This is a genomic window from Paracoccus mangrovi, from assembly GCF_042648425.1.
GTDB classification, from domain to species: domain Bacteria; phylum Pseudomonadota; class Alphaproteobacteria; order Rhodobacterales; family Rhodobacteraceae; genus Paracoccus; species Paracoccus mangrovi.
In genome coordinates this window covers 16,417-32,012 of the sequence record NZ_JBHRXJ010000014.1, presented here as the reverse complement: position 1 = coordinate 32,012, position 15,596 = coordinate 16,417, and the positions used below count along the sequence as shown (strand labels likewise).

The following is a 15,596-nucleotide window of genomic DNA, read 5'->3' as shown; positions in this document are numbered from 1 at the left end:
CAGGCTTTGCTCCCGTCGCTCAGCCGGCCCCGATATGGCGCAGCCCATGCGTCACATCGGCGCGCACGGCAAGCCGCAGCCCCGGCTCGTCGCCCGCGCGCAACGAGGCCAGGATCATCCGGTGATGGCGCGGCGGCTCGTTGCGTTTGACGCGCCCATAAAGCGCCCGCATGGTCGGGCCCAGTTGCAGCCAGACGGTTTCAATGATCGCCAGCATCGCCGGCGCCTGCGCGCGCAGGTAAAGGATGCGGTGAAATTCCAGATTGGCGCGAATATAGCCGATGGCGTCATGGCCCTCGGCGGCCTCGCCGATGGCGGAATTGATCACGACCATCCGCTCGATCAGGGCCTGATGGGCACGCGGCAATGCCCGGGCCGCCAGCTCGGGTTCGACCAGCGCGCGCAGGGCGGCCAGCTCTTCGATCCGATCGACCGACAGTTCGGGCGTGGTGATCCGCCCCGAAGATGACAGCGTCAGCGCCCCTTCGGCGACCAGCCGGCGCACCGCCTCACGCGCGGGCGTCATCGAGACGCGATGCTCGGCCGCGAGGCCGCGCAAGGTCAGCGGCAGGCCGGGATCGACCTCGCCCAGTATGATCGCCTGTCGCAGCTTGCGATAAAGCCGTTCATGGGCCGGGGGTTCGTGGGGGCGGGACGGATTCATGGGCGCATGTGATCACAAAATCCGCCGTCGTCAATCGGCTTCGCGAAATTGCCAGGCCAGCAGGCTGTGGCCATGCTGGCGCAGCCAGCCGCGATGGCTGGCATAATCGGGCATCAGCCGCGCCGTTGCCGCCCAGAAGGCCTCTGAATGATCCATATGGGCCAGATGCGCGACCTCATGGGCCGCGACGTAATCCAGCACCTCGGGCGGGGCCATGGCCAACCGCCACGAAAACATCAGCCGCCCGTCATGGGTGCAACTGCCCCAGCGCGAGCGGGTGTCGCGCAGCGAGATCGCCTGAAACCGCCGCCCCAGCGCCTGGGCATGCCGGTCGCAGGCCGCCATCAGCCGCGCCTGCGCCAGATGCCTGAGCCAGGTGGCGGTCACCACCCCCGCGGGCCGCGTCCGCGGCACCAGCAGCGTGTTACCGCAGAGTTCGACCCGTCGCTGATCGGTGGGCGTGATCAGGCATCCCTGCCCCTCGACCGGGATCGTGGCGCCATGGGCGACGATCTGGGGCGCCGGCATCCGCGCCCGCATCCGGCGCAGCCATTCGGCCCGCGATTCGGCGAAAGCGCGGCCATCGCGCAGGCTGGCGCGGTCCGGCAGCGTCAGCACCACCTCGCCCCCCGCCCGCGCCACGCGCAGCGTCATCCGCCGCGCCCGGGCCGAGCGGCGCAGCGTCACCGGTATGTCACCCCCGACCAGAAAACTGTCCATGACCCTTTGCATTCCACGCCTGTTCTGCCACCATCCCGATCTTCACCTGCCGCGCCGGAACCCCGCAAGGGGAAAAGGCTTTGACAGCCTGCCTTGGCTGTGGCAGGGGACAGCGGATTTACCTAGACGCGGCAGAAAGAGAATACCATGCCCAAAGAGGAATGGGGCACCAAGCGCCTTTGCCCCCATTGCGCCACGCGCTTTTATGACCTGAACAACGACCCGATGACCTGCCCCGCCTGCGGCGCCGAATTCACCGTGGAAAGCCTGAGCAGCGGCCGCTCGCGGTCCCTGATTTCGGAAAAGACCGCCGCTGCGGACAATCGCAACGAATTGGTCGATGACGAAGATCTGGATGATGATGCCGACAGCGGCGATCTGGATGACGATCTGCTGGATGATGACGATGACGATGGCGACGTGTCGCTGGACGATATCGCCGATGTCGCGGATAGCGACGAGGACTGATCTCCGTCCCCGCCAAGCACCGAAACGCCCCGCACGCTTTCGCGATGCGGGGTTTTTCATGCCCGGATGCGCAACATGCAGCGCCGTGCCTATCGATATCGGCCGCCATGACGCCCACGGCCCCGACATGATGAGACGGCGATGTCACCGTGCCACGCCTGCGCGGAACGCAAAACGCCCCGGCTGACATGGCCGGGGCGTTTTGCGATGACATAAGTCTGCGGAATAATGGTGGGCGATAACGGATTTGAACCGCTGACATCTTCGATGTGAACGAAGCGCTCTACCGCTGAGCTAATCGCCCGGTCCGGGCTAGATAGCCGCAGTCGGTGCCTGCCGCAAGAGGGTTGCGGCGAATTTTTCAGCCGTCGCCAAGGGGCTCGGCATCGGGCCTGCGTCGCAGGCGCAGGGTGACGATCTCGGCCCCGGAACGGTCGATGCTGTGGCGGACGCGCGCGCGCCCAAGCGGCGGCAGCGCCAGCGTCATCCCGGCGGCAATGGCATTGCCCAATTCGGCCAGCGTTGCCTCGACGACGGGTTTGATATCGGCGCTGCGCAGGCCGGTACGGCGCACGACCTGCGCCAGAAGCTGCCGCTTTTGCAGAACCTTCGCGTTATGCGGATCTTGCGGGGGATCGGTCCCGCCACCTTTGGTCTTAGCCATGGACGAACTCCCTATTGTCATGGAGCACGGGACCAAGACAGGGCCGCGCGGGTGGTTCCGCGCGGCCCTTTGTTCAGTGGGCGACGGCCGCCCCGCTGTTGCCTTGGTCGCGTGCCGCAGCCAGCCGGGTGGCCTCGGCCGCCTCTTCGGCGGCCTCGTCCCACTCGACAGGCTCGGGCTTGCGCACCAGCGCCAGGGCCAGGACCTCACGGACATGGCTGACCGGGATGATCTTGAGCCCTTCCTTCACATTGGCCGGAATCTCGGCCAGGTCCTTCTCGTTATCGACCGGGATCAGCACCGTCTTGATGCCCCCCCGAAGCGCCGCCAGCAGCTTTTCCTTAAGGCCACCGATGGCCATGGCATTGCCGCGCAGCGAAACCTCGCCGGTCATGGCGATGTCCTTGCGCACCGGAATCTGCGTCAGCACCGAGACGATCGAGGTCACCATGGCAAGCCCCGCCGAAGGGCCATCCTTGGGGGTGGCCCCGTCGGGCACATGGACATGGATGTCGATAGCGTCGAATTTCGGCGGCTTTACCCCGATCTGGGGCGCGATCGAGCGCACATAGCTCGCCGCCGCGTCAATCGATTCCTTCATCACCTCGCCCAGTTTCCCGGTCGTCTTCATGCGGCCCTTGCCGGGCAGCTTCAGCGCCTCGATCTGCAACAGATCGCCGCCGACCTGGGTCCAGGCCAGCCCCGTCACCACGCCGACCTGATCGTCCTTTTCGGCCAGACCATAGCGGTGGCGGCGCACGCCCAGATATTCCTCGGCCTTGGCCGGGTCCACCTCGACCGACTTGACCTTGCCTTTCAGGATCTCGGTCACGGCCTTGCGGGCCAGTTTCGCGATTTCCCGTTCCAGCGACCGCACCCCCGCCTCGCGGGTATAGTAGCGGATCACATGGGTCAGCGCCTCGTCGGTCACCGAAAACTCACCCTTGCGCAGGCCGTTCGCCGTGATCTGCTTGGGCAGCAGATGCTGGCGCGCGATCTCGCGCTTTTCGTCCTCGGTATAGCCGGCAAGCGGGATGATCTCCATCCGGTCGAGCAGCGGCCCGGGCATGTTATAGCTGTTGGCCGTGGTCACGAACATCACGTCAGACAGGTCGTATTCCACCTCAAGATAGTGGTCGACGAAGGTCGCGTTCTGTTCCGGGTCCAGCACCTCGAGCATCGCACTGGCCGGGTCGCCGCGGAAATCCTGGCCCATCTTGTCGATTTCATCGAGCAGGATCAGCGGATTCGTGGTCTTGGCCTTTTTCAGCGCCTGGATGATCTTGCCCGGCATCGAGCCGATATAGGTCCGGCGGTGGCCGCGGATCTCGGATTCGTCGCGCACGCCGCCAAGGCTGATGCGGATGAATTCGCGTCCCGTGGCTTTCGCGACCGAGCGGCCAAGGCTGGTCTTGCCGACGCCCGGAGGCCCGACAAGGCACAGGATCGGCCCTTTCAGCTTGGCCGAACGGTTCTGCACCGCCAGATATTCGACGATGCGTTCCTTGACCTTTTCCAGCCCGTAGTGATCGGCATCAAGCACGCCCTCGGCCTTGCCCAGATCCTTGCGGATGCGGGATTTGACACCCCAGGGCAGCGACAGGAGCCAGTCCAGATAGTTGCGGCTGACCGTGGCCTCGGCCGACATCGGCGACATCGATTTCAGCTTTTTCAGCTCGGCCTCGGCCTTTTCACGGGCCTCCTTGCTGAACTTGGTCTTGGCGATCTTTTCTTCCAGCTCGGTCAGCTCGTTGCCGCCATCCTCGCCGTCGCCCAGCTCCTTCTGAATGGCCTTCATCTGCTCATTCAGATAGTATTCGCGCTGGGTCTTCTCCATCTGGGTCTTGACGCGGGACTTGATCTTCTTCTCGACCTGAAGCACCGACATCTCGCCCTGCATCAGGCCATAGACCTTTTCCAGGCGCTCGGCGGTGACCAGCGTCTCAAGCAGTTCCTGCTTTTGATCCAGCGCGATGCCCAGATGGCCGCTGACCAGATCGGCCAGACGTGACGGATCGCGCGCCTCGGCCACGGCCGAGACGACCTCTTCGGGGATGTTCTTGCGCACCTTGACGTAACGCTCGAACTCTTCGGCGACGGCACGGCTGAGCGCGGTCAGCGTATCGGCATCGCCGGCCTCTTCGGTCAGCGCGTCGCAGGTCGCTTCGAAATAGTTTTCATTCGGCACGAAACCGGTGATCTGCACCCGCTCGCGCCCCTCGACCAGCACCTTGACGGTGCCATCGGGCAATTTCAGCAATTGCAGCACATTCGCCAGCACGCCGGTGCGGAAAATCCCGTCGGTGGCCGGCTCGTCGACCGCAGCATCCTTTTGCGCCGCCAGAAGGATCGGGCGGTCCTGTTCCATCACGGCCTCAAGCGCCCGCACGGATTTGTCGCGGCCCACAAACAGCGGCACTACCATATGCGGAAACACCACGATATCCCGCAAGGGCAGGACCGGATGAGTGGTATGGGCGAATTCGTTCATTGAATTGGTCCTTTCTCGCCAAAAAGCGCAGCCCCAAGGACAGGCAGCCCGCGCTTCCTGCTGACGGACAAGATAGGGAGCCGAAACGACGGGTTCAATGGCAGATTGGTTCGCCTTTTGTTCAGATGCCCGTCATCTGACCCCCTCATTATATCAAAAGAGCCTTGGTATGGATATGCTGCGGGTGGCGCGAAGTGTAAAAAAACACGAATTCGTTTTGATTTGTCGTTGAAAAACGCCCCGATCCGGCGGCCGGCCTCTTCTCCGGTACGGCGGCATCTGTGGGGCGGTTGGCCAGCCAGCCCTTCCCGGCACGTCAGCTCGTCATCGGTCGGGCCGGCGCATCTTCCCCGGCGCCGCCCGGCCGGGTCCGAGATCCTTTGAAAGGCATCCCGGTTCCCGTTCCGTCCCGTTCAGCGTCGGGATTGCCTCACCGGGAAACGCCCCGCGTGCTTTGGTCGGATAGCGGCTTTCCAGCGCGCTCTAAGCCCCGCGGGCCTCCGCGCCAGAGAGATCCAACAGATCGGATTGCTTCAGGAACGGGAAATCCCGGGCCAGAACCTCGTCCATCTCGGCACTGGAAATCGGCGTGACACCGTTATCGGTGCCGGGTGAGACCCGCCGCGAATCGTGGCCTTCGAATTTAAGTTGCAGCGAGCCATGCGGGCCGGGATCCGCCAATGAGGGGAAGCGCCGCGCCAGCGCGAAATGGCCAAATGCAAAGATGCTGCGCCCCGCCATCGGCGCCCGCAAGGCGACACCGGCGGCGTGAAAGGGGCGCATATATTCATAGCGGGCCGGCGCGTCGTCGGCATAGCGCGTCATCATCAGCGCGCGCGGCAATGAAAAGGCGAATGCGCGATAGTCGCGCATGGCATGGGCCGCCTGCGCAAGCCGGTCGATATAATCCGCCGCGATGCAATCATCATCGTCCAGCCGGAACTGCACCAGCCGGACACGCCCCCCCTCGGTCAGTTCATCCAGGATCGGGGCCAGCGCCAAACCGACATCGCGTTCTTCGGAAAAGACCAGCCGGATCTGCGGCTGGCCGGCGCAAAGAGCACGCAAACGCTGCCGCCAGACAGCCGGCATCGCCTTTGAACTCAGCACGACGAACAGGAAATCCCGGTTCTTTTGCGCCGCCAGCGATGCCAGGGTCAGCCGTTCGAAGCTGCGAAAGCGAAAGGCAAGCCGCGCCTCGTCATAGAGGGTGGCAAGACTGCGTTGCAGCGCCTTTTCCTCGGCGGCCGTGCCGGGTTTGGTGCCGGCATAGACACCCCAATCGCTGCGCCCCCAAAAGGAAAACCGGCAAAACCCGACGATACGTTCCGACATCATGACCCCGATCACGCGCAACCAATTGCCTGCCCGGGCAGTCATCCCCCATTCGGGATGTGTTTTCAATTGCTGGTCTTGGCTGTTCGCAGCCCGAATCCGGTCAGGTCGCGATGCTTTTGTTGCTCCGGGCTGCGGTTTCCAGCGCAAATCTTTTGCGGCCTCAGATGGTTTCGGTGACCCGACCCGCACTGTGTGTTCAGTGGGCATGGGCGTGGGCAAACGTCGCGCATCTATTCACGCTTGCGCGCCTCAATCCCCTTCACCCGGCCCCGTCAGGCATTGCTCCGAGCAAAATCGTGATCACATCATACCCGGATATGGAACCGCTCGGGTGATTGGCAAGGATATTGCATTACCTCGGTCCAATGCCGTGTCACTGGCGCAAGACACTCAGGGGTTCGCGTCCCTTAGAATCTCGCATTCCTAAGAATCGCGAACGGGCGATCACGCACTTTCCGGCCTGTTCCTGAAAAGCACCACCAGCCAGGAAACATGGAACGATATTCGCGACCCGCCGCATGATCAGCCAGCTCGTTCTTACCACCCGGATCTTAGCAGTCGAAATGCACTCGTCGCGCAAAGCTTCGGATCCGGTTCCAGGCTCCGTCAATCCTCATCCGACATGCGCACGCCGCCACCGCCAGCGGCCTTTGCCTTATAGAGCGCGGCATCGGCCAGACGGATGACATCGGCAAGATCACACCCCAACGACATCGAAAAGGTCGTCACCCCGACACTGGCCGAAAGCCGCGCCGTCGCGCCGTCGAGCGGAATCGGCACCTCGATCCGTTCGATGATGCGTTCAAGGATCGCCCGCAAGCTGCGCCGCGAATCGAACGCACTGATCAGGATCAGGAATTCGTCCCCGCCGACCCGTGCGACGATATCGCCGCGCCGTACGCCGGACCTGATCGCTTCGGATACAAAGACCAGCACCTCGTCCCCCGCCGCATGGCCAAGGCTGTCGTTCACCTCCTTGAAAAGATCCAGATCCAGGACCGCCATGGCCAGTTCCTGCGTGCCGCCAGCCGCCGCAAGCTTGCCGCATTCGATATAGAAGCCGCGCCGGTTCAAAAGCCCGGTCAGCACATCGGTGACCGACATGCGCTCGGCTTCGCGCCGCTCTTGTTCAAGGGCCTCATTCGTGCGCGAAATCTCACCCATGATGGCCCTGCTGGCTTCATACATGAAAAGCAGTTCGATCGCGTTATCCGAGGGCGAAAAATCCGCCTCGGACAAAGAGAACGTCTTGATCGCATGCGGCAAAGCCATGCCGAAACCAAAATTCAGCAAGGTGATCTGATCGCAGATCGGCACGCCATGACCGCGCAGGATCAGATCGTCATGGCCGCGAACCCGCATCAGGACGCGGCGCCCGCTTCGAAACTCGGCGAGAACATCGTTGCCGGGATTCTGCCGAAAGCGCGGCATATCGGCGACAAGAACCTCTTGAAGATATTGCGCATCCCCCAGCAGACGCCGGATAAGAGGACCCGCGCCCATGATCCGGCCCTGCTGACTGACGGCGATGTGCATGGGCATGATCATTGCCGCCGCATTGGCGTCAATGGTGTAGGGAATGTTCATGGCTGGACTTGGTCGCTTTGTTCCGGGATCAGGGGAAAGGGTCGCATGACCCCATATTCGCTAAGCGCGATGTCGATCCTCAGGACATGCCCTTCGATCGCAATGACAACGAGCGCGCCATAGTCATCGGCCATGCCCCGCAGAACGCCGGCCAAGAGCACGACCCAGATATCGGAATCGCTTTCAACTTCGACCTCATAAAGGCTCATTGAATAGGCGGTAACACGCAATTTCGGGGCCTCAAGGCTGTCGATGACCATCACCGCACGGCCCGGAAACTCACTGAACGATTCGATGAATTCTGGGTAATCCCGTCCACCGAAGCGCAAGAGCCGGCGGATCGGTTCGCGCCGGGTCAGCCATCCGCCAAGATCCTCAAGCAACTCATCGGCCGATTTTCTGAGGATCCGGGAAGCTTCGGAGATCATGACCTTGGTGACCGCCTCGGATGAGTGCTGCAACAGGAAAAACCCGCGGGGATCGACCTTGGCCTGGCGCGCCAGTCGTTCCCACAGCGCCTTGCCATAGCAGTCTCGAACAAAAAGCTCGAAGGATCGGTTGATCAAGGCCAGCATCTTAGTGCCCCCATGTGTCGATGCGGACGGCCGATTGCGGATCGGCAAGCCCGGGCGCGGTCCATGCCCGTCCCTGTCGGGCATGATCGGTCGCGACAAGGCGGATACCCTGACCTTGCCGGTATAGGGCAATCGCGCCGCTCTGCTGCAAAACCGCAAGGTCGATCATGCCGCAATCCGGTGATCTTTGCGCCGCCGCGCCGATATCGGTGTTCATTCTGGAATCCATCACCAAAAGCGCCCCGTCCCGGCAAACCTCTTTGACCCGGTCTTGTGCGCGTGCGCCGGTCAGATGATGCACCCGCAAAGGCCGCTGGCCGATCAAAAGCGCTGCATTGCGGGCGTTGGGCGCACCTGCCCATAGCGGCCGAAGACTGGCCTCGGCCTGGGTTGCAGCGTCGCCATCCGCTTCGAGCCAATTGGAAACGGCGAAAGCACCGCCTTTGGGTTTCGACGGGACCCGCCCGGCATCGGTCAGGATCGCGACCGCATCCCCTTGTGCCGAAATCAGCATCAAGGGACGCTCGGAAATCCGCCATATGATCATCGCAAGGATCAGCATCGCGAGGCCGCCCCCCCGCCGCAACATGATCAGGCCGCGCAGCCGACTTTCCGATGCAAGCGGTGCAAGCAGCATCAAGACCGCACCGAGGCCCATCAATGGAAGAACCGCCGCCGGCGCTGCGGGCACAAGTTCGGTGGCGCCGTTCAGACCGGATATCCATTCGGCGACAAACAGCATCCATTTGACGCCCAGTCCCATCACCCAAAGCGCCGGCGCCGCGAGACCGAAGGGCGCGAGAAGCGCCGCGATCACGCCGCCGGGCATGACCAGCAAGCCGACAACCGGCACCACCAGAAGATTTGCCAGCAACCCATATTGGGTAATGCGCCCGAAATGCGCCGCAGCTATCGGCGAGGTTGCCATGCTTGCGACCAGCGAGGACAAGAACAGCATCGCAAGCGGTCGCAGCCACCAGGGCAGATGCGGCGAAATCCGCAGCCAAGGCCCCTGTACGAGGATCAAGGCCACCGTTGCCGCAAAACTCATTTGAAAGCCGGGCGAGGTCAGCGCCTCGGGCGTGACGGCAAGGATCATCACGGCAGCCACCGCGACCGTGCGCAGGGAAATCGCGCGCCGATCCGCGATGATGGCGAGCAACATCACGGCCACCATGATAAAGGCCCGCTCGGTCGCGACGCCGCCCCCCGAAAGCCACAGATAGATCGCGGCCGCCACAAACGCCCCGAACGCCGCCAGTTTGTGCAGCGGCCAGTGGCGCCCCATGCCAGCCCCCTGAACCCCGGCGCCGATCAGCCGCAGGGCCGCATAGGCAAATCCGGCCAGCATGCTCATGTGCAGGCCCGAGATCGAAATGATGTGATAGAGGTTCGAAGCGCGCATGATGTCGTTCGTCGCCTCATGGATCCCCGAGCGGTCGCCCGTCATCAGGGCTGCGGCCACCGCGCCAGCCTGACCACCGATCTGAACCCGGATCGCCTCGGCCAAAGACATGCGCAGCCGGTGCAACGCATAACCCCCGCCCGGGACCGGCGGATCGACGGTCATGATCGGCGTGCGTGTATACCCCACCGCCCCCAGGCTTTCGAACCAGGCCATGCGGCGAAAATCAAAACCGCCCGGTTCGGCGGGACCGGCGGGCGGTCCCAGATGCGCGGTCAGCATCACCCGTTCGCCCGGTTCCGCCGTCACGTCGCCCGCAAGCAGGGATATCCGCACCCGCTCGGGCTGTTTCCAGGGCGCCACGTCATGCAGCCGGACCTGATCCAGCGTCACGCGCATCCGGTCGCGCGATGACCGGTCGATGCCGATCACCCGCCCCTCGACCGGACCGTAATAGCGAAAATCGAGGACCGGACCCGCAACCATGTGGCTGCGCAGGCCAGAAAGACCCGCGCCCGCGACGACCAGAAATGCCGCTAGAAAGACAAGCCGCAGCCGGTCGCCCCAATCCCAGCCGAGCCTGCCCGCCATCGCGGCGCGCAGCGCGAGTTGCCATGCCAGCAGGCAAGCCCCCCCCGCCAAAACCAGCGCCAGATAAACCCCCTGCCCCGGTTCGTCAGGAAGCGCGAACCAGGCGCCGATCCCCAGCCCCATCCAGACCGGAACCCATGGCAACAATCCGGCGCGCTGAAGAATGCCCGCCCGGCGCGGCGTCACATGCGCGGCAGATGATTGTCCCGCCCCTGGCCGGACAGACACCGCCCGTGGCGAAGCGCTTGCCGATTGCATATCCGAAACTTGTCCTTATTCCGCAGCTTGCTTATTGCTTGGCGCAAGATTGGCATGCCGCCCTTACGAAAGGATTAACGGCGCCGCGCAAAACCCTGATTTTCTGGAATGTGCTGACATACGATGACTGATTCCCGCCCTGTCGTGACCCGCTTTGCCCCTTCGCCGACCGGTTACCTGCATATCGGCGGCGCCCGGACCGCGCTTTTCAACTGGCTTTACGCCCGCGGACGGGGCGGAAAGTTCCTGTTGCGAATCGAGGATACCGACCGCGCCCGTTCAACCCCCGAGGCGACCGAGGCGATTCTCGCGGGGCTGCGCTGGCTCGGGCTGGACTGGGACGGCGAGCCGACCAGCCAGTTCGCCCGCCGCGACCGCCATGCCGAGGTCGCCCGCCAGATGCTGGCCGCCGGCACGGCCTATCGATGCTTTTCAACCCCCGAGGAAATCGAGGAATTTCGTGAAAAAGCCCGTGCCGAGGGCCGCAGCACGCTGTTTCTGTCGCCCTGGCGCGATGCCGATCCCTCGACCTGGCCCGACCGCGCCTATGTCATCCGGCTGCGCGCCCCGCGCGAAGGCCAGACCGTGGTCCATGACGCGGTGCAGGGCGATGTGACCTTTGGCAACGAACAGCTGGACGATATGGTGCTGCTGCGTTCGGACGGAACGCCGACCTATATGCATGCGGTGGTGGTGGACGATCACGACATGGGCGTCACCCATATCATCCGGGGCGACGATCACCTGACCAATGCCGCCCGCCAGATCCAGATCTATGACGCCATGGGCTGGGATATCCCGGTCTTTGCGCATATCCCGCTGATCCACGGGCCGGATGGCAAGAAGCTGTCCAAACGGCACGGCGCCGTCGGGCTGCATGAATATGCCGCGACCGGCTATCCGGCGGCGGCGATGCGCAATTATCTGGCCCGTCTGGGCTGGAGCCATGGCGACGATGAACTCTTTGACGACGCGCAGGCGATGGCGTGGTTCGACCTTGGCGGGATCGGCAAGGCGCCCGCCCGGCTGGACTTCAAGAAGCTGGAACATGTCAGCGGATATCACATCGCGCAGATGAACGATGCGGCGCTTCTGGATGAGTTGGCCAGCTATCTGGCGGCCACGGATGCCGCCCCCCTGACCCAGCGTCAGCTGGACTGGCTGCGCCCCGCGCTGCCGGCGTTGAAGGCCAAGGCCAAGACCCTGCCCGCGCTGTTGGAACAGGCCCATTTCGCGCTGATCGAGCGGCCTGTTCAGGTCGATGAAAAGGCCGCCGCCGCGCTTGATCCTGTATCCCGTGGTATACTGAAAGAATTGACTGCCGCGGTGCAGCATGCTAGCTGGGAGCGCAACGAACTTGAGGCCGCCGTGAAGCAGATCGGCGAATCTCATGGGCTGGGCTTAGGAAAAATTGCAGCGCCGCTTCGGGCGGCGCTGGCGGGTCGCAGTTCGACACCCAGCGTGTTCGACATGATGACGGCGCTTGGCCGCGACGAGACGCTGGCCCGGTTGCAGGATCAGGCGGGCTGATCGCCCGCAAGCATCCCGGCCCCGGCCGGCGACAGGTGAAAGGAACTGAGAATGGCAGAAAGCAAAGCCGCAAAACTGCTGGTGGAGGGCAAGGAGCTTGAGCTTCCGATCCTGAGCCCGACCGCGGGCCCGGATGTCCTGGATATCCGCAAGCTCTATGGTCAGGCGGATGTCTTCACTTACGACCCGGGCTTCACGTCGACCGCCTCCTGCGATTCGACGATCACCTATATCGACGGCGACAAGGGCGAGCTCTGGTATCGCGGCTATCCGATCGAACAGCTGGCGGCGAAATCGCATTATCTCGAAGTCTGCTATCTGCTGCTTTACGGTGAACTGCCCTCGCAGGCGCAGCTGGTCGATTTCGAGACCCGCATCACGCGCCACACCATGGTGCATGAACAGATGCACAACTTCTTCCGCGGCTTCCGCCGGGACGCCCATCCGATGGCGACCATGGTGGCCGTGGTCGGCGCGATGTCGGCCTTTTATCACGACTCGACCGACATCAACGACCCCTGGCAGCGCGAAGTGGCCTCGATCCGGCTGATCGCCAAGGTCCCGACCATCGCCGCCATGGCCTATAAATATTCGATCGGCCAGCCCTTCGTCTATCCGCAGAACGAGCTGGATTATGCCAGCAATTTCCTGCACATGTGCTTCTCGGTCCCGGCCGAGAAATATGTCGTGAACCCGGCTCTGGCCCGCGCCATGGACCGCATCTTCACGCTGCATGCCGATCACGAACAGAACGCCTCGACCTCGACCGTGCGTCTGGCAGGGTCCTCGGGCGCGAACCCGTTCGCCTGCATCGCGGCCGGCATCGCCTGTCTCTGGGGTCCGGCCCATGGCGGCGCCAACCAGGCCGCGCTGGAAATGCTGCGCGAAATCGGCAGCGTCGAGAACATCCCCGAATATATCCGCCGCGCCAAGGACAAGGACGATCCCTTCCGGCTGATGGGTTTCGGCCACCGGGTCTATAAGAATTTCGACCCGCGCGCCCGCGTGATGAAGGAATCGGCGGACGAGGTTCTGGACCTGCTGGGTGTGCACAACAACCCGACGCTTCAGGTCGCCAAGGAACTGGAACGGATCGCGCTTGAGGACGAATATTTCGTCTCGAAAAAGCTCTATCCGAACGTCGATTTCTATTCCGGCATCATCCTTGAGGCGATGGGCTTCCCGACCTCGATGTTCACGCCGATCTTTGCGCTGTCGCGCACGGTGGGCTGGATTTCGCAGTGGAAGGAAATGATCGCCGATCCGCAGAACAAGATCGGTCGCCCGCGCCAGCTCTATATCGGTTCGCCGCGCCGCGACTACCTGTCGCTGGACAAGCGCTGAGCGGCGGCGCCGATCACGAAAACGACGCACGGCCCCGGCATCACGCCGGGGCCGTTCTGCTGCGCCCGCATCATGTGCTTTGCGCCATCGGTTGGCAGGGGCGCGGCTATTCCCCCGATTTCACCGACAATATGAACGCCATCGTGCTGGGCCGGCTGCGCGCCGATCCGACGACCGAGGTGATCTTTACCGGCACGGCGGATTCGATCTGTGGCCCCTGCCCGTCGCGGCGCGGCATGGGCTGTGCCTCGAACGAACGCATTGCGGGGCTGGATGCACGACACGCCAAGGCGCTGGGGATCACACCGGGCCAACGCATGAGCTGGGCCGAGGCGCAGGCCCGCGCCACCAGCCGCGTCACCCCCGAGGACATGAACGGCACCTGCACCGGTTGCCAATGGCTGGGGCTGGGCATGTGCCAGACGGCGCTGGCGCGGTTGCGGGCGGAAACGGAATAGCCCCGACCCCGATTATCCCGGCCCGCGCCATCGGCCCCGGAAATGCCCGCGAAATCCCCCACCAAATGGAAAACGCCGCCCCGAAGGGCGGCGTTTCCGTTTCTGTCCCGAAGGGTCGCGATCAGCGGCGGCCCAGCAGGCTCCAACCGCCGGCGACGATCATCGCGGCAAGGGCAGCCTTGACCAGCCCGCCCAGCAGGAAGGGCGTGACGGCCAGCGCCATGGTTTCGGCCGCCGTCTTGCCCAGCACCATCGACAGCACCAGCCCGCCCGGCACGAACAGCAAAAGCGCCGGGATCAGGGCCGCGATGAACAGCTTGACAAAGCCGCGATCCAGACCGCGCTCGACCATCCAGCCGGTCAGCCAGGCCATGCCGACAAAGCCCCACAGAAAGCCCGAGGTCGGCCCCGCCAGCGCGGCGATGCCAAAGCCGCCATTGGCAAAAACCGGCAGGCCCATAGCGCCCTCGGCCAGATAGGCAAGCACGGTGGCGGCCGCCAGACGCGAGCCATAGGCCAGCCCGATCACCGACACGGCCAGCGTCTGCAAGGTCATCGGCACCGGCAGCATCGGCACGGTGGCCTGTGCCGACAGCCCCAACAGGGCCGATCCGGCCAGCACCATAAGAACAGTCGTCAGCGCAGAGCGGCTTGGCAGCGCGGCTTGGGTCAAGGTCATCGGGAGGGCCCTCATTCATTCGCGAGAAATTTCCGCGCCATCATGCGCGTTCCGGCATGAAAGTCAATGTGACGCACCCCATATGCACGCCCCAGCTTGGGGCTTGCGCAAGCGCGCAGGCGATGCGACATCACCGCCATGACCCAGCATGAAGAACATCACAAGATCGCATTGATCACCGGCGCCTCGCGCGGTCTGGGCGCGGCCCTGGCCGAAAACCTTGCCGCGCGCGGCTGGCATGTCATCGCCGTCGGCCGCACCACCGGCGCGCTCGAGGAACTGGACGACCGCATCCGCAAGGCCGGCGGCTCGGCCACGCTGGCGCCCATGGATGTCGGCACGCCCGAGGCCATGGCCCAGCTTGCGCAGGCGGTGATGGGCCGTTGGGGCGGGCTCGACCTTTGGGCGCATACCGCCATTCATGCCGCGCCGATGTCGCCCGCCGGCCATATCGACGCCAGGGATTTCCAGAAATCGGTCGATCTGAACATCGTCACCACGCGCGGGCTGATCAATCTCTTCGAGCCGCTTTTGCGCGCCCGTCAGGGCACGGCGCTGTTTTTCGACGATGCGCGCGGCGGCCAGAAATTCTTTGGCAGCTACGGCGCCACCAAGGCCGGGCAGATCGCGCTGGCGCAAAGCTGGCAGGCCGAGAATGCCCAGATCGGCCCGCGCGTGGTCATCGCCAGCCCCGCGCCGATGCCGACCGCCACCCGCGCAAGGTTCTTTCCCGGCGAGGATCGCGATGCCCTGACGCCCTGTCGGGCCGAGGCCGGTCGCATTCTGGACGAGGTTCTGGGCTGAACCAAGGCCGGCCCGCCCAT

Annotated in this window: 15 protein-coding genes and 1 tRNA gene; 6 read left to right on the top strand and 10 right to left on the bottom strand. The window is 64.0% G+C overall.

What is annotated here, in order from left to right; translation table 11 throughout:
* Positions 1-19: 19 nt before the first annotated feature.
* Both ACFOMH_RS16310 and ACFOMH_RS16305 read right to left on the bottom strand, forming a co-directional pair.
* The gene (locus tag ACFOMH_RS16310) at positions 20-664 is read right to left on the bottom strand and encodes a GntR family transcriptional regulator (protein WP_377745813.1); all 645 of its coding nucleotides are present in this window, start codon (positions 662-664) and stop codon (positions 20-22) included.
* A gap of 30 nt (positions 665-694) precedes the next feature.
* Complete coding sequence (locus ACFOMH_RS16305; RefSeq protein ID WP_377745811.1) at positions 695-1,396, bottom strand: M48 family metallopeptidase; 702 nt, start codon at positions 1,394-1,396, stop codon at positions 695-697.
* Positions 1,397-1,531: 135 nt separating this feature from the next.
* On the opposite strand from ACFOMH_RS16305, the gene ACFOMH_RS16300 reads away from it, so the two are divergent.
* Complete coding sequence (locus ACFOMH_RS16300) at positions 1,532-1,852, top strand: TIGR02300 family protein (RefSeq protein WP_374422168.1); 321 nt, start codon at positions 1,532-1,534, stop codon at positions 1,850-1,852.
* Positions 1,853-2,081: 229 nt separating this feature from the next.
* Here the strand turns inward: ACFOMH_RS16300 and ACFOMH_RS16295 are convergent.
* From ACFOMH_RS16295 to ACFOMH_RS16265, 7 genes are all read right to left on the bottom strand, one after another.
* A tRNA-Val gene (locus tag ACFOMH_RS16295) sits at positions 2,082-2,156 on the bottom strand.
* A 57-nt stretch (positions 2,157-2,213) separates the two neighbouring features.
* Positions 2,214-2,516, bottom strand: coding sequence for an HU family DNA-binding protein (locus ACFOMH_RS16290; protein WP_377745809.1), 303 nt, complete (start codon positions 2,514-2,516; stop codon positions 2,214-2,216).
* Between the two features lie 73 nt (positions 2,517-2,589).
* Positions 2,590-5,007: an endopeptidase La gene (gene lon / locus ACFOMH_RS16285; protein ID WP_377745807.1), complete on the bottom strand. Its 2,418-nt coding sequence runs from the start codon at positions 5,005-5,007 to the stop codon at positions 2,590-2,592.
* A gap of 483 nt (positions 5,008-5,490) precedes the next feature.
* Positions 5,491-6,345 (bottom strand): glycosyltransferase, encoded by an 855-nt coding sequence (locus ACFOMH_RS16280; protein WP_377745805.1) that lies wholly within the window; start codon positions 6,343-6,345, stop codon positions 5,491-5,493.
* A gap of 606 nt (positions 6,346-6,951) precedes the next feature.
* Positions 6,952-7,932 carry a GGDEF domain-containing protein gene (locus ACFOMH_RS16275; protein WP_377745804.1) on the bottom strand — a complete coding sequence of 327 codons (981 nt, stop codon included), beginning with the start codon at positions 7,930-7,932 and terminating at the stop codon, positions 6,952-6,954.
* Positions 7,929-8,507, bottom strand: a complete 579-nt coding sequence (locus ACFOMH_RS16270; protein ID WP_374422161.1) for a heme NO-binding domain-containing protein — start codon at positions 8,505-8,507, stop codon at positions 7,929-7,931. Before ACFOMH_RS16270 ends, ACFOMH_RS16275 begins: the two co-directional genes overlap by 4 nt.
* A 1-nt stretch (position 8,508) precedes the next feature.
* Positions 8,509-10,647 (bottom strand): ComEC/Rec2 family competence protein, encoded by a 2,139-nt coding sequence (locus ACFOMH_RS16265; RefSeq protein WP_377745801.1) that lies wholly within the window; start codon positions 10,645-10,647, stop codon positions 8,509-8,511.
* 53 nt (positions 10,648-10,700) lie between these two features.
* Between ACFOMH_RS16265 and ACFOMH_RS16260 the strand changes: the two genes are divergently transcribed.
* From ACFOMH_RS16260 to ACFOMH_RS16245, 4 genes are all read left to right on the top strand, one after another.
* The gene (locus ACFOMH_RS16260; protein ID WP_377745799.1) at positions 10,701-10,892 is read left to right on the top strand and encodes a hypothetical protein; all 192 of its coding nucleotides are present in this window, start codon (positions 10,701-10,703) and stop codon (positions 10,890-10,892) included.
* Complete coding sequence (gene gltX, locus ACFOMH_RS16255) at positions 10,885-12,291, top strand: glutamate--tRNA ligase (protein ID WP_377745797.1); 1,407 nt, start codon at positions 10,885-10,887, stop codon at positions 12,289-12,291. The genes ACFOMH_RS16260 and gltX overlap by 8 nt, the downstream gene beginning before the upstream one ends.
* Before the next feature lie 51 nt (positions 12,292-12,342).
* Positions 12,343-13,635: a citrate synthase gene (gene gltA, locus ACFOMH_RS16250; protein WP_374422155.1), complete on the top strand. Its 1,293-nt coding sequence runs from the start codon at positions 12,343-12,345 to the stop codon at positions 13,633-13,635.
* A gap of 74 nt (positions 13,636-13,709) precedes the next feature.
* Positions 13,710-14,093 (top strand): DUF1284 domain-containing protein, encoded by a 384-nt coding sequence (locus tag ACFOMH_RS16245; RefSeq protein ID WP_377745795.1) that lies wholly within the window; start codon positions 13,710-13,712, stop codon positions 14,091-14,093.
* Between the two features lie 121 nt (positions 14,094-14,214).
* Here ACFOMH_RS16245 and ACFOMH_RS16240 read toward each other — a convergent pair whose 3' ends face one another.
* Positions 14,215-14,772 carry a biotin transporter BioY gene (locus ACFOMH_RS16240; RefSeq protein ID WP_374422151.1) on the bottom strand — a complete coding sequence of 186 codons (558 nt, stop codon included), beginning with the start codon at positions 14,770-14,772 and terminating at the stop codon, positions 14,215-14,217.
* A gap of 138 nt (positions 14,773-14,910) precedes the next feature.
* Between ACFOMH_RS16240 and ACFOMH_RS16235 the strand changes: the two genes are divergently transcribed.
* On the top strand, positions 14,911-15,576 hold the full coding sequence (locus ACFOMH_RS16235) for an SDR family NAD(P)-dependent oxidoreductase (protein ID WP_377745793.1): 666 nt from the start codon (positions 14,911-14,913) through the stop codon (positions 15,574-15,576).
* Positions 15,577-15,596: the final 20 nt, after the last annotated feature.